Source organism: Streptomyces sp. NPDC059009 (genome assembly GCF_042740175.1).
In the GTDB taxonomy this organism is placed as follows: domain Bacteria; phylum Actinomycetota; class Actinomycetes; order Streptomycetales; family Streptomycetaceae; genus Streptomyces.
Map to the genome: position 1 here is coordinate 1 of NZ_JBHYJB010000083.1, position 16,588 is coordinate 16,588.

Below are 16,588 nucleotides of genomic sequence, written 5' to 3' on the forward strand. Positions count from 1 at the left end.
CCGCGCCCCTCGGCCACGGCCTCCGCCAGGTTGGCGAAGATCGTCGTCAGCCAGAGCCAGGCCGCGATCGCCCAGCCGAACCAGTCCCCCGGGTCGGTGATCGCAAGGATCGTGGTGAGCACGGAGCCCACCTCGACCACGAACATGACCGGGGACTTGACCATCACTCGCGGATCGAGCTTCTTGATCGCGTCCGGGAAGGACTTCAGCAGCTGCTTGGGGTCGAACAGACCCCCGCCGACGCGGCCTTCCTCCTTGTGCCCGCTGGGTACGTCGCTGTGCGGCGCACGCGTGGGAGTGGCGGTGGACATGGAGCCGGGCCCCTCTTGTTCCTTCTTGATGTCGGTACTCATCACGCGAGCCCTTCAGCGAGCGGGCCCAGCGCGAGCGCGGGGAAGTAGGTGAGACCGGTGATGATCATGATGGTGCCGACCAGCAGACCGGTGAACAGCGGCTTTTCCGTCCGCAGCGTGCCCGCCGTCTCCGGGATCGGCTTCTGCTCCGCCAACGAACCCGCCAGCGCAAGCACGAACACCATCGGCAGGAACCGGCCAAGGAGCATCGCCAGCCCGATCGTGGTGTTGAACCAGTTCGTGTCCGCACTCAGCCCCGCGAAGGCGGAGCCGTTGTTGTTCGCACCCGACGTGAACGCGTACAAAATCTCGGAGAAGCCGTGCGCCCCCGGGTTCAGCATCGAGTTCTTCGGCGTGGGCAGCGCCATCGACACCGCCGTAAAGCCAAGAACCAGCGCCGGCGTGATGAGGATGTAGCAGGCGGCCAGCTTGATCTGCCGCGTGCCGATCTTCTTGCCCAGATACTCCGGCGTGCGCCCCACCATCAGGCCCGCGATGAACACCGCGATGATCGCCATGACCAACATGCCGTACAGGCCCGAACCCGTACCACCCGGAGCGATCTCACCCAGCTGCATCCCCAACAGGTCGATGCCACCGCCCAGACCCGTGTTGGACGAATGGAAGGAATTCACCGCACCCGTCGAGGTCAGCGTCGTCGCCACCGAGAAGATCGCCGACCCGGCGATCCCGAACCGCGTCTCCTTGCCCTCCATCGCCCCACCGGCCACATCAAAGGCCGGACCATGGTGCGCGAACTCCGTCCACATCATCAGCGCCGTGAACCCAACCCAGATCACCGCCATCGTGGCCAGAATCGCGTAGCCCTGCTTGACCGAGCCGACCATCTTGCCGAACGTCCGGGTCAGCGCGAACGGGATCACCAGGATGAGGAAGACCTCGAAGAGGTTGGAGAAGGCATTCGGATTCTCAAACGGATGGGCGGAGTTGGCGTTGAAATAGCCGCCGCCGTTGGTGCCCAGCTCCTTGATGGCCTCCTGCGAGGCCACCGCGCCGCCGTTCCACTGCTGGCTGCCGCCCATGAACTGGCCGACACCATGAATGCCGGAGAAGTTCTGGATCGCCCCGCACGCCACCAGCACGATCGCACCGAGCACCGCGATCGGAATCAGGATGCGGACGGTACCGCGCACCAAGTCCGCCCAGAAGTTCCCCAGTTCACCGGTGCGCGAGCGCGCGAAGCCCCGCACCAGAGCGACCGCCACGGCGATCCCCACCGCCGCCGAGACAAAGTTCTGCACCGCAAGCCCACCGGTCTGCACCACATGCCCCATGGCCTGCTCACCGGAGTACGACTGCCAGTTGGTGTTCGCCACGAACGACGCGGCCGTATTGAACGCCTGATCCGGATCGATCGCCTTGAACCCCAGCGACCCGGGCAGCGAACCCTGCAGACGCTGCAGCAGATACAGGAACAGCACACTCACCGCGGAGAAGGCGAGCACCCCGCGCAGATAGGCGGGCCAGCGCATCTCGGCCGACGGATTGGCGCCGATCGCCTTGTAGATCCACTTCTCCACCCGCAGATGCTTCTCGGAGGAGTAGACCCGGGCCATGTAGTCGCCCAGCGGACGGTAGACGAGCGCCAGCGCGACCATCAGTGCGAGGAGCTGGAGCACACCGGCAAGAACGGGACTCATATCAGGGCTCAGAACCTCTCCGGGAACACAAGGGCGAGGACCAGATAACCCAGCAGGGCGACGGCCACGACGAGGCCGACGATGTTTTCGGCGGTCACAGCTTGGTCACCCCCTTGGCGACGAGAGCCACCAGCGCGAACACCGCGATCGTGGTGACGACGAAGGCCACATCGGCCATCGCGAGCTCCTGAATGAGACGGGGACGGAATCTGACCTGACGAGGAAACCGCCTCCCTGGCCGAATACGACCGCCGTTGACGCCTCCCATACGGCCAATGGCGCCCCGTTGACGACTCTCTTACGTCGCCCGCGTTTGCCCGCTCTCACCTGCGAAAACACCGATGGGCCGTACCCCCCATAAGGGAGTACGGCCCATCGGCCCGCAACTTTTCGGTCAGCGAACCCCGGCGGGTTCAGCGCACCTCGGTGATCTCCGGTCCGCGCTCCAGCTGGCCCATTCCGCCGGAGAAGCGCGAGCCCTCCTGCTGGTCCTGCTGGACGCCCTCGGCGACCATCTGCGCGTCGTCCGGCAGCTTCAGGACGATCGGGTCGCGCGGCGCCATCGGGCCCTCGCCCCGGACCACCACGGTGTCCCGGAAGATCTGCTCGAGGAGACCCGCGGCCTGCGGCTGCACCGCGCCCTGCCCGGAGATCACCCCGCGCAGGAACCAGCGCGGCCCGTCGACGCCGATGAAGCGGACGACCTGGAAGCCGCCCGTCCCGTCCGGCAGCTGGACCGGCACCTGGGCGCGCAGCTCCCAGCCGAGGGGGCCCTCGACCTCGTCGATGACACCGCCCTGCTGTGTGATGCCCGAGGCGATCTCCTCGCGGACCTCGCCCCAGATGCCCTCCTTCTTGGGGGCGGCGAAGCCCTGCAGCTGGATGGCGCTGTCCTGGAGCACGACGGTGGCCGCGACGATCGCGTCGCCCGCGACCTCGACCCGCAGCTCCATGCCCTCGACCCCGGGCACGAAGATGCCGCCGAGGTCCACCCGGCCCTCGCCCGGCTCACGGACCTCGGAGACATCCCAGGGACCGTCGGGACGGGGCTCCGGCTCGAGCCGCACCCGCGCAGGCTGCTCCTCGTCCGTCACCTCACTGTCGGTGCCGTCGACGACCTGCTCGGCCTCGCCGGCCGCATCCTCGGCGGCACTGTCCTTCTTGCGACGTCCGAACACGTCACTGTCCTTCCCGGTCAGATACGACCGATGCGTATCGATTCCCACCCGTTTGTTCACCCGAGCCGGCGCCCACGGCGGCATGGCCACCGGTGGACCCGAAGCCCCCCTCGGCCCGCGCCGATACGGGAAGCTCCGCGACCTCCTGGAAGCGAACCTTCTCGACCTGCTGGACGACCAGTTGGGCAATCCGGTCGAAGCGCTCGAACCGCACGCTCTCGCGCGGGTCGAGATTCACCACGATCACCTTGATCTCCCCACGGTACCCGGCATCCACCGTCCCCGGGGCATTCACCAGAGCGACACCGCAGCGAGCGGCGAGCCCGGACCGGGGGTGCACGAAGGCCGCGTACCCCTCGGGCAGCGCGACAGACACCCCCGTCGGCAGGACCACGCGCTCCCCGGGGGCGAGTTCGCACCCCTCGGTGGTCCGCAGATCGGCACCCGCGTCGCCGGGCTGCGCGTACGACGGCAGCGGTACCTCCGGGTCGACGCGGCGGATCAGCACATCAAGCGGAGCACGGGTCACGGGTTCACCTCGAAGGCGCGGGCGCGCCTGATCTGGTCCGGGTCGTTCATGGCCGCCTGGATCTCCGCCGGGCGGCCGTTGTCGATGAAGTGGTCGACCTTCACCTCGATGAAGAGGGCGTCGGCGCGGACCGCGACGGGCCCGTCGGGGCCGCCGATCCGGCCGGTGGCGGTCGAGTAGATCTTCCGCCCCGCCACGGCGGTCACCTCGGCCTCCAGATGCAGCACGGTGTCCACCGGCACCGGCCGCACGAAGTCCGTCTCCAGGCGCCCCGTCACCGCGATCACCCGCAGCAGCCAGTTCAGCGAGCCGAGCGTCTCGTCCAGGGCCGTGGCGAGGATGCCGCCGTGCGCGAGCCCGGGAGCCCCCTGGTGGGCCGGGCGCACCGTGAACTCCGCGGTGATCCGCACTCCCTCGCCGGCCCGGGCCTCGAGATGCAGCCCGTGCGGCTGTCCCCCACCGCAGCCGAAACAGTGCTCGTAGTGGGCTCCGATGAGCTCGCCGGGGGCGGGCGCGTCGGGGTGGCGGACGGGCGCTATGGCGTCGGCCGGGGGCTTCAGAGCTGCAGAAGTACCACTCACAGGCGCAGACCTTACCTGCGCGTCCACCCCTGTAGCTCACCGTGCCAAGCTTGGTCGCATGCAGCCTTACGAAGAACGCCTGACCGCGCCCCGTTCGTGGTGGGTTGTCTCCCTCCTCGTCGGGGTCGCCATGGCTCTGACGATGCTTCCCTTCGGCACCCTGCCCCTGCTCGGCGGCCTGGTCGGCGGGACGGCGGTCGCGGCCATCGTGACGAGTTCGTACGGCTCCGCCCGTATCCGCGTCGTGGCGGGCTCCCTGGTCGCCGGTGACGCGAAGATCCCGGTGTCCGCACTCGGCGATGCCGAGGTCCTGGACGCGGAGGGGGCGCGCGCCTGGCGCACCCACCGGGCGGACCCGCGCGCGTTCATGCTGCTGCGCAGTTACATCCCGACGGCGCTGCGGGTGGAGATCGTCGACCCCGAGGACCCGACGCCGTACGTGTACGTGTCCACGCGGCACCCGGAGGCCCTCGCGGCGGCCCTGGCGGCCGTCCGTACGGCGTAGCTCTCCTCGGGGCTGCCCCAGGGGCTCTCCTCGGGCCCTCGCGGGCCCCAACTCGCGGCCTCGAGGCGGCGGTTCAGGCCCCCAGCTCCTTGGGCAGCTCTCCGGGCCGCAGCGGGTCCACGGGCTGCTCCAGGGGCGGCAGCTCCGGCAGCGCGTCCCACGGCACCTGCGCCTTGCGCAGATCGGCGCGGACGCGGGCCGCGAGGCGTTTGGTGTCCCGGCGGTTCATGACCGCACCGACGGCGGCGCCCACCATGAACGGGATCAGGTTCGGCAGATTGCGGACCATGCGCTTCATGATCTGCTGGCGCAGCTCGCGCTTCATCTGGCCGCCGAGCGCGGCGTTTATCGTCGACGGCTTCGCCACGTCGATGCCGCGCTCCTCGGACCAGGAGCTGAGGTAGGCGGTGCTGCGCTGGGTGAGGGTGCCGGGCGGGCGCAGGCCGTAGACCTCGTGGAGTTCGGCGATCAGCTTGAGCTCGATCGCGGCGACCCCGGTGATCTCGGCCGCCAGTTCGGCGGGCATCGCGGGCGGCACCGGCAGCATGGCCGCCGCTCCCACTCCCGCTCCCACCGTCGACGTGGCGTTGGCCGCGCCGGAGATGAGCTTGTCCGCGAGCTCCTCGGGGGTCAGGCCGGGGAACTGCTTGCGGAGGGTGGACAGGTCGCGGACCGGGATCCGCGGCGCGTTCTCGATGAGGCGGTCGGCGAGGTAGCCGATGCCCGCCTTGGCCCCCTGACCGCCCCTGCGCACGCCCTGCCGGACGCCCTGCGTGACGGCGGCAACGCGGCGTCCCTTGCGCGTGTCCGCGCGGGGCGCCTTGTCGGCCGCCGTCTCCTCCCGCGCCGCCTCAGTGGCGGGCGCGGGTTCGAGCGAGGCTGCTCCTGCAGGGGAAGAGCCCCGCTCGTCGTCACGTACGTCCGCGGCAGGCGCGGCTGCGTCCGCTCCGCGCTTGCGGAAGCGGCGTTTCCTGGGCGGGGTCGTGCCAGTCACGGCCGACCCGGCCTCAGTCGCAGTCGCGGCAGATCGGCTGGCCGTTCTTCTCGCGGGCCAGCTGGCTGCGGTGGTGCACGAGGAAGCAGCTCATGCACGTGAACTCGTCCTGCTGCTTGGGGAGCACGCGGACCGCGAGCTCCTCGTTGGACAGGTCCGCGCCGGGCAGCTCCAGGCCCTCTGCGGCCTCGAACTCGTCGACGTCGACCGCCGAGGTCGACTTGTCGTTTCGCCTGGCCTTGAGTTCCTCGATGCTGTCCTCGTTGACGTCATCGTCGGTCTTACGTGGGGTGTCGTAGTCCGTTGCCATGTCGCTCTCCCCCTCTGGGTGTCTGCGGTGTCTCCAGCGCACGTAACGCGTGAGAGGCCGGACTTGTGCCCGACCCGAGGCGGAGATTTTGCCTCACATCAAGGTCTGTTACTCAATCGACACCCAACCGCCCCCCTGAAGAGGTGATCGGGTTGGATGGCGATCGGGACCGTACACGGTCCGAATGTCGCACTTCACGGGCGCCACCCCGTGTACTTCCCGTGATCAAGACCCCCGAAAACCCGGATTTTCCCGGCTTTCCGGCGATGTTCACGATCACGGAGAGTAGATGGCCGAAAATTCGCCTCTGTGATCGATTCCACACGGATCTCCCGGGATCGAGTCCCGAAAATTCCGCGCAAAGCGAACACGGCGGCGCGTCCGCGGCGAGGCGTCAGATGGGCAGAGTGACACGCATCACGAGCCCACCCCCCTCGCGCGGCTCCGCGATGATACGGCCCCCGTGGGCGCGCGCCACCGACCGGGCGATCGACAGGCCGAGCCCGACGCCCTTGTCGCTGCCCGTCCGCTCGGTCCGCAGTCGGCGGAAGGGCTCGAAGAGGTTGTCGATCTCGTACGCCGGGACGACCGGCCCCGTGTTGGACACGACGAGGACCGCCTGGCCGTGCTGGGCCTCCGTGGTCACCTCGACCCAGCCGCCGTCGGGGATGTTGTACCGGACCGCGTTCTGCACCAGGTTCAGGGCGATGCGCTCCAGGAGCACACCGTTTCCCTGGACGACGGCCAGGCCGCGCTCCCCGCGGATCTCGACGCCCTTGGCCTCGGCCTCCGCGCGCGCCTGGTCGACGGCGCGGTTGGCGACCTCGGCGAGGTCCACCGGCTTGCGCTCCACGATCTGGTTGTCGCTGCGGGCGAGCAGCAGCAGGCCCTCGACGAGCTGCTCACTGCGCTCGTTCGTGGCGAGCAGGGTCTTGCCGAGCTGGTGGAGCTCCGGTGGTGCGTTCGGGTCGGAGAGCTGGACCTCCAGGAGCGTGCGGTTGATGGCCAGCGGGGTGCGCAGCTCGTGCGAGGCGTTGCCCACGAACCGCTGCTGGGCCGTGAAGGCCCGTTCCAGGCGGTCCAGCATCTCGTCGAAGGTGTCCGAGAGCTCCTTCAACTCATCGTCCGGGCCGTCCAGTTCGATGCGCCGGGTCAGGTCCGTGCCGGCCACCCTGCGGGCCGTACGCGTGATGCGGCCGAGCGGCGACAGAACGCGTCCCGCCATCGCGTACCCGAAGGCGAACGCGATCACGGCGAGGCCGAGCAGGGCGAGCAGCGAACGGCTGAGGAGATTGTCCAGCGCATGTTGACGCAGGTCGTTGACGCACCGGTTCAGCGCGGAGTTCAGCTGGTCCGCCGAGGGGTGGTCGGGCAGGCCGCGCAGGTTCGTGCACGAACTGCTGCTGACCTCGACGCCCGTCACGCGGAACGGCAGATCACTGCCCACGTTCAGGGCCTGCGCGGCGAGCAGATAGATGATCGAGAGCAGGAGGATGCCCGCGATCAGGAACATGCCGCCGTACAGGAGCGTGAGCCTTATGCGGATCGTGGGGCGCAGCCACGGGAACGGCGGCTCGGGCTTCCTCGGATCCCAGGTCGGCTTGGGAGGCGCCTGCGGTGGCGCGGGGGTCGCGGCCACCGGGGGTCAGATCCGGTAGCCGGAGCCGGGCACCGTCACGATGACGGCGGGCTCACCGAGCTTGCGGCGCAGGGTCATGACGGTGACCCGCACGACGTTCGTGAACGGGTCCGTGTTCTCGTCCCATGCCTTCTCCAGGAGCTGCTCGGCGGAGACCACGGCCCCCTCGCTGCGCAGCAGCACCTCCAGGACGGCGAACTCCTTGGGCGCGAGCTGGATCTCCTTGCCGTCCCGGAACACCTCGCGGCGGTTCGGGTCGAGCTTGATCCCGGCGCGCTCCAGGACGGGCGGCAGGGGCACACTCGTGCGCCGGCCGAGGGCACGCACGCGTGCCGTGAGCTCGCTGAAGGCGAAGGGCTTGGGGAGGTAGTCGTCGGCGCCGATCTCCAGGCCCTCGACGCGGTCGCTGACGTCGCCGGACGCGGTGAGCATCAGGACGCGGGTCGGCATCCCGAGCTCGACGATCTTGCGGCACACGTCGTCGCCGTGGACGAGCGGGAGGTCGCGGTCCAGGACCACCACGTCGTAATCATTGACGCCGATACGCTCCAGGGCGGCGGCGCCGTCGTACACCACGTCGACGGCCATGGCCTCCCGGCGCAGTCCGGTGGCCACCGCATCGGCGAGCAGCTGCTCGTCCTCGACGACGAGTACACGCACGTCGCTGTCCTTCCTCTGTGCCCCGGCGCGGACGCGGGGCAGGTCTGTTCGTGGGGTGAGACCTCCATCCTGCCCCTTTCAGCCATAAACCGGCTGTAAGACGGCCTCGGGGCCCGGGAATGCGGGATTTTCTCCGCCGGTTGAGGTTTCTGCGGAACGGAGCCAGGGGAGGACGGCAGTTACACCCGCGATCACGTTGTGTATGTGGCGCGCCACGAACCGCTTTCCGCAGAGCGGTCGAGGGACGTGATCGTCCCTTCTCCAGGGCACACCCCCGTGCCAGACAGACCCACGACCCAGCCGAGGGGGCGTAAGCGCAACCATGGACGCATTCACCGCAGGGCTACTGCAGCGCATAAAGGCCACGGAGTCCGACCTCTCCCGGGCGAAGGAGACTGGCGACGACTTCCTCGTGGAGGTCGAGCAGTCCGAGCTGGAAGATCTGCACCGCCTCGCCGCCGAGCACGGCGTGGAGGTCGCTGCGCACGTCTGACGTGCGCACCCCATCAGCACGGGGCCCCGGCACCTGGTCCAGGTGCCGGGGCCCTTCTCTGTCCGCTCACCGCCCCGCTGGACGGTGTCCGGCGCCCTCAGTCGTGCCAGGCACCCTGCTCGTCCAGGAAGCCCTGGAGCTGCTCGAAGAGGCCGGGCGGGGCGGCGATCGTCAGCTCACCGGAGGGCGCCTGGCCCGGACGTCCTCCGGTGAGCGCGCCCGCCTCGCGCGCGATGAGCTCTCCGGCGGCGAAGTCCCAGGGGTTGAGGCCCCGCTCGTAGTACGCGTCCAGGCGGCCCACCGCCACGTCACACAGGTCGATCGCGGCCGAGCCGCCGCGCCGGATGTCCCGCACGCGCGGGATCAACTGCCGGGCGATCTCGGCCTGATGGGCCCGGCGGGCCGCGATGTAGCCGAAGCCGGTGCCGACCAGGGCCTGCTCGAACGGCGGGGCGGTCCGGGTGCGCGCGGGCCGGTCGTTGACGTACGCGCCCTCGCCGAGCACCGCCCGGTAGGTCTCGCCGCGCATCGGGGCGCCGACGACGCCGACGACCGTCTCGCCGTCCTTGCGGGCCGCGATGGAGACGGACCAATCGGGGCGCCCGTAAAGGTAGTTGACCGTGCCGTCGATGGGGTCGATCACCCACTGGACGCCGGTGGTGCCCTCGGTGCTCGCGCCCTCCTCGCCGAGCACGCCGTCCCCTGGCCTGCGGTCGGCCAGGAAGTCGGTGATGAGCTTCTCGGAGGCGATGTCCATCTCCGTGACGACGTCGACGGCGCTGGACTTCGTGGCGGCCACGCCCAGGTCTTCGGGGCGCCCGTCGCGCAGGAAGGTGCCCGCGCGCTGCGCGGCCTCCAGAGCGACGGCGAGGAGTTCGGCCCGCAGGGCCTGGGGCTGGGGCTGGTCGGTCATGGTGCTCCTTGTGCCTACCGGTTCCTGCCGGGTTCCCGGCGGTTCCTACCGGGTTCCTTGCGGTTCCCGCCGGTTACGCGTACGGGCTGTCGGTGCCCGCCGCGGCGGGCTGGGGGGTGCGTGCCGGGCAGCAGCCGACCGGGCACAGGTCGTGGCTCGCGCCGAGCGCGCCCAGGGCGCAGGGCGTCACCGCGGCCCCGGACTCCGTGGCGGCCCGCTCCAGGACGAGCTCGCGCACCGCGGCGGCGAACCGGGGGTCGGCGCCGACGGTGGCCGAGCGGCGGACCGGAAGGTCGAGATCCCTGGCCTTCGCCGCGGCCTCCGTGTCCAGGTCGTACAGGACCTCCATGTGGTCCGAGACGAAGCCGATGGGGGCCATGACCACCGCGGGGACCCCGGCTCCGTGCCGCTCCTCCAGGTGATCGCAGATGTCCGGCTCGAGCCACGGGATGTGCGGGGCGCCGGAGCGCGACTGGTAGACGAGCTGCCAGGGGTGGTCGACGCCGGTCTCCTCGCGGACGGCGTCGGCGATCAGGCGGGCCACGTCCAGGTGCTGCTTCACATAGGCGCCGCCGTCGCCGTGGTCCTCGACGGGGCCGGAGGTGTCGGCCGCCGCGTCCGGGATCGAGTGCGTCGTGAACGCCAGGTGGGCGCCGCCGCGCACGTCCTCGGGGAGGTCGGCGAGGGACTTCAGGACGCCGTCGACCATGGGGCGGACGAAGCCCGGGTGGTTGAAGTAGTGCCGCAGCTTGTCGACGCGGGGCAGGGCGCTCTTCTCGATGCCCTCGGCCTCCAGGGCGGCGAGGGACGCGGCGAGGTTCTCCCGGTACTGGCGGCAGCCCGAGTACGACGCGTACGCGCTGGTGGCGAGGACCAGGATCCGGCGGCGGCCGTCGGCCACCATCTCGCGCAGGACGTCCGTCAGATACGGCGACCAGTTGCGGTTGCCCCAGTACACCGGCAGGTCCAGGCCATGGTCCGCGAAGTCCTTGCGGAGGGCGTCGAGCAGCGCGCGGTTCTGCTCGTTGATCGGGCTGACCCCGCCGAACAGGAAGTAGTGCTGGCCCACCTCCTTCAGGCGCTCCTTGGGGATGCCGCGGCCCTTCGTCACGTTCTCCAGGAACGGGACGACGTCGTCGGGGCCTTCGGGGCCGCCGAACGAGAGCAGCAGCAGGGCGTCGTAGGGAGTGGGATCCAGCGCAGCATCGGACATGTCATCGATCCTGCCACCCGCCACTGACAGCCGCGTAACGGCCACCTGGTCCGGATGAGCCCCTGAACGTCCCGACTGGAAAACGACGATGCGCCCCCTGTCCGGCAGACGTAATCTGTCTCAGCCACCTTTACGCCTTACCTGACCCTCATCGGTCCGGAGGCGTCGCCTGACCGGAGATCCACGTGCCCAGCCCCTACCGCGCCATCTTCACCGCCCCCGGCACCAAGGGCTTCTCGACGGCCGGCTTCCTCGGACGGATGCCGCTGTCGATGATGGGCATCGGCATCGTGACCATGATTTCCCAGCTCACCGGCCGGTACGGTCTGGCGGGCGCCCTCTCGGCCACCGTCGCCCTGTCCGCCGCGGCGATCGGCCCGCAGATCTCCCGGCTCGTCGACCGGCACGGCCAGCGCCGGGTGCTGCGGCCCGCGACGCTGGTCTCGCTCGCCGCGGTCGCCGGGCTGCTGCTGTCCGCGAAGTTCGGGTGGCCGGACTGGACGCTCTTCGTCTGCGCCGGCCTGGTCGGCTGCGTGCCGAGCGTGGGCTCGATGATCAGGGCCCGCTGGGCGGTCCTCTACCGGGGCACCCCGCAGCTGCACACCGCGTATTCCTTCGAGTCCGTGGTGGACGAGGTCTGCTTCATCTTCGGACCGATCATCTCGATCGGCCTCTCCACGGTGTGGTTCCCGGAGGCCGGGCCCCTCCTTGCGGGCGTCTTCCTCGCCGTCGGCGTCTTCTGGCTGACGGCGCAGCGGGCCACCGAGCCGGTGCCGCACCCGCGTGAACACCACACCGGGGGCTCGGCGTTGCGCTCGGGAGGACTCCAGGTGCTGGTCGCCACGTTCGCGGCCACGGGCGCCATCTTCGGCTCGATCGACGTGGTCACCGTGGCGTTCGCTGAGGAGCAGGGCCACAAGGGAGCCGCGAGCCTCGTGCTCGCGGTGTACGCGCTGGGTTCGTGCCTGGCGGGGGCGGCCTTCGGCCTGCTGCACTTCTCGGGGGCGCCCGCACCCCGGTGGCTGCTCGGTGTCTGTGCCATGGCCGTGAGTATGATCCCGCTTCAACTGGTCGGGAACCTTCCGTTCCTGGCCGTGGCGTTGTTCCTCGCGGGCCTCTCCATCGCACCGACGATGATCACGACGATGGCCCTCGTCGAGCAGCACGTACCACGCGCGAAGCTGACCGAGGGCATGACCTGGGTGAGCACCGGACTCGCGGTCGGCGTCGCGCTTGGCTCGTCCGTGGCCGGCTGGGTGATCGACGCCGCCGGGCCGGACGCGGGGTACGGGGTTCCGGGGGTGTCCGGGGCCGTCGCGGTCGCGGTGGGATTCCTGGGGTATCGCCGGCTGAAGCGGCCGGTTCCGCAACGGGGAGGGACCCATGAGCACGGGCAGCGGACGGAACGCAGGGACCACGAAGGCATGGCGTAACTGGGCGGGCAACGTCACCAGCCGCCCGGTCCGCGAGGTCACCCCCGCCTCCGTGGACGAACTCACCGCCGCCGTGCGCGCGGCGGCGGACGAGGGCCTCAAGGTGAAGCCGGTCGGCACCGGCCACTCCTTCACCGCGACCGCCGCGACCGACGGCGTCCTCATACGCCCCGACCTGCTCACCGGCATCCGGAAGATCGACCGCGCCGCGGGCACCGTCACCGTCGAGGCCGGCACCCCCCTGAAGCGCCTGAACGCGGCGCTGGCCCGCGAGGGCCTGTCGCTCACGAACATGGGCGACATCATGGAGCAGACCGTCTCCGGCGCGACCAGCACCGGCACGCACGGCACGGGCCGCGAGTCCGCCTCGATCTCCGCCCAGATCAAGGGACTTGAACTGGTGACGGCGGACGGCTCGGTGCTGTCCTGCTCCGAGAAGGAGAATGCCGACGTCTTCGCGGCGGCCCGGGTCGGGCTCGGCGCCCTCGGTGTCATCACCGCGATCACCTTCGCCGTGGAGCCGGTCTTCTTCCTCACCGCGCGCGAGGAGCCGATGACCTTCGACCAGGTCACGAACGAATTCGACCAGCTCTTCGCCGAGAACGAGCACTTCGAGTTCTACTGGTTCCCGCATACCGGCAACTGCAACACCAAGCGCAACAACCGCAGCGCGGGCCCCGCGGCCCCTCCCGGCAGGGTCAGCGCCTTCGTCGAGGACGAGCTGCTCTCCAACGGCCTGTTCCAGGTGGTCAATTCGCTGGGCCGGGCCGTGCCCGCGACCATCCCGACGATCGCCAAGATCTCCAGCAAGGCCCTGTCCGCCCGGACCTACACGGACATTCCGTACAAGGTCTTCACATCTCCGCGCCGGGTCCGCTTCATCGAGATGGAGTACGCCGTGCCGCGCGAGGCCCTGGTGGAGACGCTGGGCGAGCTGAAGGCCATGGTCGACCGCTCGAACCTCAAGATCAGCTTCCCCGTCGAGGTCCGCACCGCCCCCGCCGACGACATCGCGCTCTCCACGGCTTCCGCCAGGGAGAGCGCGTACATCGCCGTCCACATGTACAAGGGCACGCCGTACCGGGAGTACTTCACCGCCGCCGAGCGGATCTTCACCGCCCACGAGGGGCGCCCGCACTGGGGCAAGGTGCACACCCGCGACGCGGAGTACTTCGCCGGCGTCTACCCGCGCTTCGCCGAGTTCACGGCGCTGCGCGACCGGCTCGACCCGGACCGCCGCTTCGGCAACGACTACTTGCGTCGCGTCCTCGGCGACTGATCCGGGTCTCGGCCCGCTTCCCGGCCACCGCCCGCTTCCGGATCACCGCCCGCTTCCGGATCACTGCTCGCTTCCGGATCACTCCCCGCCCGTCGGCGCCTGCCGCTCCAGGCCGCCGGTGCCGGAGCCGCCGTTGCTGCCGCCGTTGCCGTTGCCGTCCGGAGTGGGCGTCGGGGTCGGGGTGGGCGTGGGCGTCGGAGTGGGGGTGGGCGTCGGGGTCGGGGTCGGGTCCTTCTTGGAACCGCCGTCGCCGGACCCGGAGTCCGAGCCGTCGCCCTTGTCCGGCGTCTGCCCGGTGTTCCCGTCCTGGTCCGTGGACGAGCCGCCGCCCTGCTGCTCACCGTCACCCGTGCCCGAAGTGCCGTTGCCCGTGGGGTCCTCGGAGGTGCCCGTGGACGGCTCCGGGTCGGACTTCTTCGGAGAGCTGTGGCCGGTCAGGGTGTCCCCGAGGGTGGTGCCGCTGCCGCCGCTGAACGTCTTGTCGGTGACGAGCTCGTACGTGGTGATCCCCGCCATCGCGACGCCGAAGACCACGGCGCCGGCGATCAACGGCCGCTTCCAGCTGCGGATCTGCGTCCGGTGCGTGGTGGCGGCGGTGAACTCCTCGGCCGGAAGCGGCGGTTGAGCGGGCCCGGCGCCGGGCCCCGTGGTGCGCAGCACGCGCGTGGCGTCGTCGCGCGGCACCAGCTGGGTCGCGTCGACCGAGCCCAGCAGCTGCGTCTTGTCGGCGTCGGGGCCGACGGCGCCCAGGAGTTGGGTCTTGTCCGTGTCTGCCCCGTCCACCCCGTCCGCCCCGCCGGCGACGGGCAGCACGGTCGTCGGGTCGGCGCCGAGGTCCTCGGGCCGCCTCCCCCACGTCGTGGTCACCGGGCCCACACCCGTGTAGGCCGCCGCTCTCGTGGCCGACGTTCTGACGGCCGACGTCTGCGGCTCCGCCCTGAAGGCCGCGGGCACAGGCGTGTCTGCGGTCACGGGGACCTGGTGCGGCTTCGGCTTCGCCTGTACGGCGACGTCACGTATCTGCTCACCCGTGCGCTTGAAGAAGTGCTGGAAGACCGAGCCACCGGTGGCCGCGACGGCGCTGACCACGCCGGCGCCGATGATCGTGCCGTAAACCCCCATGTACGAAGCCAGTTTGGCGGCCACCACCGCGGCCACGGCGCTGCCCGCGACCTGTGGCACGCTCAGATCGATGCGCCGCTTTTCCTTCGCATCAGCGCCGGACTCCGGCTTTTCACCCATCTCAGAACCTTGCCGTCCTTTCTCGACTCACTACACGAGAAGGGGACGTACCGGGGGAGTTTTTAGTTCCGGTTCTGGAGATTCCGTGAAGTGCGCCACCCGCGCGCGGGCCGCGATCGCGGCGCGAAGCCATCAACTCCCTTCCCCTGCGACAAGTTCAGCGGCGCGGCGGTCCACCCAGGTGGCCCGAATGGAGTACTGTTGCGAGCCCTGGGTCCGGTCTCCCGCCAGGGTGCCCGGGGCCTCCATGGACCACCGGGAGGGGGCTCGCTGCACAGGGTGACGAGAGTCGTCACTTAGCGTTGCGAAAAGGTAACCGTGCCATAACGGCGATCCAGGGCCCATGCCCGACACGCCGGGCAACTCGGCAAGGTTGTGGCAGGCTGCACCCGGGCAGGCCACACTCGACTAGCGGAAGCAGCGACGCACGTGACGTCGGCAGGCACCACCCGGGAGGTCCCCATGCCCGAACTGCGTGTCGTGGCCGTCAGCAACGACGGCACACGGCTGGTGCTGAAGGCTGCGGACAGCACGGAGTACACGCTTCCGATCGACGAGCGGCTGCGCGCCGCCGTGCGCGGCGACCGTCCGCGCCTCGGCCAGATCGAGATCGAGGTGGAGAGCCACCTCCGCCCCCGCGACATCCAGGCCCGCATACGGGCGGGTGCCAGCGCGGAGGAAGTCGCCTCGCTCGCGGGCATTCCCGTCGATCGAGTCCGCCGCTTCGAAGGACCCGTGCTCGCCGAGCGCGCCTTCATGGCGGAGCGGGCCAGGAAGACCCCCGTACGCCGCCCCGGCGAGAACACCGGACCGCAGCTCGGCGAGGCCGTGCAGGAGCGGCTGCTGCTGCGCGGCGCCGACAAGGACACCGTCCAGTGGGACTCGTGGCGCCGTGACGACGGCACCTGGGAGGTCCTCCTCGTCTACCGCGTGGCCACCGAACCGCACTCTGCGAGCTGGACCTACGACCCGCCCCGGCGGCTCGTCCAGGCCGTGGACGACGAGGCACGCTCGCTGATCGGCGAGTCCGACGACATCGCGGCGCCCGAGCCCAGCTTCCCGTTCGTGCCGCGCATCGCCCGGCTGCCCCGCGACCGGCCGCTCGACCGGCCGCTCGACCGCGCCCTGGACCGGCAGTTGGACCGCCCGGCCGAGCCCGCCCGGGAGCCGTCGGACGAGTCGACGGGTGCCGGTGCGGCCGTCGCCGAGCAGGAGCGCGACTCCCTCACCAGCCTCCTGGAGGCGGTGCCCAGCTTCCGGGGCGACATGGTCGTGCCCGAGCGCCCGTCCACCGCGCCCACGGAGCTCCCGCCGCCGCCCCCGCCGGAGGAGACCGTCGAGCAGCAGGAGCCGGAGGCCGAGGAGCCCGCGGCCTCGGCGGCGTCCGCCGGTTCGGCGTACGCGGACGTCCTGATGCCGCGCTCGGTCGCCAGCCATCGCGACCGCCTGGTCGGCTCCACGGACCGCCAGGCCGAGGCCGACGGCGTCCGCCCCGGCCGCCGCGCCGCGGTGCCGAGCTGGGACGAGATCGTCTTCGGTACGCGCCGCAAGAAGCAGGAGTAACGCATCACCGCACGTACGAGGGGGCCCGCACCGGCAGTCCGG

General features: G+C 70.5%; 18 protein-coding genes and 1 pseudogene. 5 read left to right on the forward strand and 14 right to left on the reverse strand.

What is annotated here, in order from left to right:
* The 7 genes and pseudogenes from ACFWYM_RS44155 to ACFWYM_RS44185 all read right to left on the reverse strand — a co-directional run.
* A pseudogene (locus ACFWYM_RS44155) lies at positions 1-353 on the reverse strand (potassium-transporting ATPase subunit B); the annotation flags it as partial.
* Complete coding sequence (kdpA, locus tag ACFWYM_RS44160; protein WP_384851146.1) at positions 353-2,014, reverse strand: potassium-transporting ATPase subunit KdpA; 1,662 nt, start codon at positions 2,012-2,014, stop codon at positions 353-355. The pseudogene ACFWYM_RS44155 and the gene kdpA, both read right to left, overlap by 1 nt.
* A gap of 8 nt (positions 2,015-2,022) precedes the next feature.
* Positions 2,023-2,112, reverse strand: a complete 90-nt coding sequence (gene kdpF, locus ACFWYM_RS44165; protein ID WP_033264828.1) for a K(+)-transporting ATPase subunit F — start codon at positions 2,110-2,112, stop codon at positions 2,023-2,025.
* Positions 2,109-2,282, reverse strand: a complete 174-nt coding sequence (locus ACFWYM_RS44170) for a hypothetical protein (RefSeq protein WP_384851148.1) — start codon at positions 2,280-2,282, stop codon at positions 2,109-2,111. Before ACFWYM_RS44170 ends, kdpF begins: the two co-directional genes overlap by 4 nt.
* A 145-nt stretch (positions 2,283-2,427) precedes the next feature.
* Positions 2,428-3,192, reverse strand: a complete 765-nt coding sequence (locus ACFWYM_RS44175; protein ID WP_384851150.1) for a DUF3710 domain-containing protein — start codon at positions 3,190-3,192, stop codon at positions 2,428-2,430.
* Position 3,193: 1 nt separating this feature from the next.
* A complete protein-coding gene (dut, locus tag ACFWYM_RS44180; RefSeq protein ID WP_384851152.1) occupies positions 3,194-3,721 on the reverse strand; it encodes a dUTP diphosphatase in 528 nt (175 codons plus the stop codon).
* A complete protein-coding gene (locus ACFWYM_RS44185; RefSeq protein ID WP_384851154.1) occupies positions 3,718-4,302 on the reverse strand; it encodes a PaaI family thioesterase in 585 nt (194 codons plus the stop codon). The genes dut and ACFWYM_RS44185 overlap by 4 nt, the downstream gene beginning before the upstream one ends.
* 58 nt (positions 4,303-4,360) lie before the next feature.
* Here ACFWYM_RS44185 and ACFWYM_RS44190 point away from each other — a divergent pair, with 58 nt between their 5' ends.
* Positions 4,361-4,807, forward strand: coding sequence for a DUF3093 domain-containing protein (locus ACFWYM_RS44190; protein ID WP_384851156.1), 447 nt, complete (start codon positions 4,361-4,363; stop codon positions 4,805-4,807).
* Positions 4,808-4,880: 73 nt separating this feature from the next.
* On the opposite strand, the gene ACFWYM_RS44195 is transcribed toward ACFWYM_RS44190, so the two are convergent.
* From ACFWYM_RS44195 to ACFWYM_RS44210, 4 genes are all read right to left on the reverse strand, one after another.
* A complete protein-coding gene (locus ACFWYM_RS44195) occupies positions 4,881-5,801 on the reverse strand; it encodes a hypothetical protein (RefSeq protein ID WP_384851158.1) in 921 nt (306 codons plus the stop codon).
* 13 nt (positions 5,802-5,814) lie between these two features.
* The gene (locus ACFWYM_RS44200) at positions 5,815-6,111 is read right to left on the reverse strand and encodes a DUF4193 domain-containing protein (protein WP_055544889.1); all 297 of its coding nucleotides are present in this window, start codon (positions 6,109-6,111) and stop codon (positions 5,815-5,817) included.
* A 394-nt stretch (positions 6,112-6,505) separates the two neighbouring features.
* On the reverse strand, positions 6,506-7,750 hold the full coding sequence (locus ACFWYM_RS44205; RefSeq protein WP_384851159.1) for a sensor histidine kinase: 1,245 nt from the start codon (positions 7,748-7,750) through the stop codon (positions 6,506-6,508).
* A gap of 6 nt (positions 7,751-7,756) precedes the next feature.
* Positions 7,757-8,410, reverse strand: coding sequence for a response regulator transcription factor (locus tag ACFWYM_RS44210; protein WP_055544891.1), 654 nt, complete (start codon positions 8,408-8,410; stop codon positions 7,757-7,759).
* Positions 8,411-8,732: 322 nt separating this feature from the next.
* On the opposite strand from ACFWYM_RS44210, the gene ACFWYM_RS44215 reads away from it, so the two are divergent.
* Entirely contained in the window at positions 8,733-8,903 is a 171-nt protein-coding gene (locus ACFWYM_RS44215; protein WP_384851161.1) for a hypothetical protein, read from the forward strand.
* A 97-nt stretch (positions 8,904-9,000) separates the two neighbouring features.
* Here the strand turns inward: ACFWYM_RS44215 and ACFWYM_RS44220 are convergent, their stop codons facing one another.
* Both ACFWYM_RS44220 and ACFWYM_RS44225 read right to left on the reverse strand, forming a co-directional pair.
* Positions 9,001-9,816, reverse strand: coding sequence for an inositol monophosphatase family protein (locus ACFWYM_RS44220; RefSeq protein ID WP_384851163.1), 816 nt, complete (start codon positions 9,814-9,816; stop codon positions 9,001-9,003).
* Between the two features lie 73 nt (positions 9,817-9,889).
* Positions 9,890-11,029, reverse strand: coding sequence for a ferrochelatase (locus ACFWYM_RS44225; protein ID WP_384851165.1), 1,140 nt, complete (start codon positions 11,027-11,029; stop codon positions 9,890-9,892).
* Positions 11,030-11,214: 185 nt separating this feature from the next.
* On the opposite strand from ACFWYM_RS44225, the gene ACFWYM_RS44230 reads away from it, so the two are divergent.
* Positions 11,215-12,462, forward strand: a complete 1,248-nt coding sequence (locus ACFWYM_RS44230) for an MFS transporter (protein ID WP_384851167.1) — start codon at positions 11,215-11,217, stop codon at positions 12,460-12,462.
* A complete protein-coding gene (locus ACFWYM_RS44235) occupies positions 12,413-13,741 on the forward strand; it encodes a D-arabinono-1,4-lactone oxidase (protein ID WP_384851169.1) in 1,329 nt (442 codons plus the stop codon). The genes ACFWYM_RS44230 and ACFWYM_RS44235 overlap by 50 nt, the downstream gene beginning before the upstream one ends.
* A gap of 78 nt (positions 13,742-13,819) precedes the next feature.
* Here ACFWYM_RS44235 and ACFWYM_RS44240 read toward each other — a convergent pair whose 3' ends face one another.
* On the reverse strand, positions 13,820-14,983 hold the full coding sequence (locus tag ACFWYM_RS44240) for a hypothetical protein (protein ID WP_384851171.1): 1,164 nt from the start codon (positions 14,981-14,983) through the stop codon (positions 13,820-13,822).
* A 462-nt stretch (positions 14,984-15,445) separates the two neighbouring features.
* On the opposite strand from ACFWYM_RS44240, the gene sepH reads away from it, so the two are divergent.
* Positions 15,446-16,546 carry a septation protein SepH gene (gene sepH, locus ACFWYM_RS44245; protein WP_384851173.1) on the forward strand — a complete coding sequence of 367 codons (1,101 nt, stop codon included), beginning with the start codon at positions 15,446-15,448 and terminating at the stop codon, positions 16,544-16,546.
* Positions 16,547-16,588: the final 42 nt, after the last annotated feature.

What these genes read in the sequence shown, in the direction of transcription:
- kdpA (WP_384851146.1), bottom strand. Translation starts at nt 2,014, where the DNA reads ATGAGTCCCGTTCTTGCCGGTGTGCTCCAGCTCCTCGCACTGATGGTC.
- ACFWYM_RS44170 (WP_384851148.1), bottom strand. Translation starts at nt 2,282, where the DNA reads ATGGGAGGCGTCAACGGCGGTCGTATTCGGCCAGGGAGGCGGTTTCCT.
- ACFWYM_RS44190 (WP_384851156.1), top strand. Translation starts at nt 4,361, where the DNA reads ATGCAGCCTTACGAAGAACGCCTGACCGCGCCCCGTTCGTGGTGGGTT.
- ACFWYM_RS44200 (WP_055544889.1), bottom strand. Translation starts at nt 6,111, where the DNA reads ATGGCAACGGACTACGACACCCCACGTAAGACCGACGATGACGTCAAC.
- ACFWYM_RS44215 (WP_384851161.1), top strand. Translation starts at nt 8,733, where the DNA reads ATGGACGCATTCACCGCAGGGCTACTGCAGCGCATAAAGGCCACGGAG.
- ACFWYM_RS44220 (WP_384851163.1), bottom strand. Translation starts at nt 9,816, where the DNA reads ATGACCGACCAGCCCCAGCCCCAGGCCCTGCGGGCCGAACTCCTCGCC.
- ACFWYM_RS44225 (WP_384851165.1), bottom strand. Translation starts at nt 11,029, where the DNA reads ATGTCCGATGCTGCGCTGGATCCCACTCCCTACGACGCCCTGCTGCTG.
- ACFWYM_RS44235 (WP_384851169.1), top strand. Translation starts at nt 12,413, where the DNA reads ATGAGCACGGGCAGCGGACGGAACGCAGGGACCACGAAGGCATGGCGT.
- ACFWYM_RS44240 (WP_384851171.1), bottom strand. Translation starts at nt 14,983, where the DNA reads ATGGGTGAAAAGCCGGAGTCCGGCGCTGATGCGAAGGAAAAGCGGCGC.
- sepH (WP_384851173.1), top strand. Translation starts at nt 15,446, where the DNA reads ATGCCCGAACTGCGTGTCGTGGCCGTCAGCAACGACGGCACACGGCTG.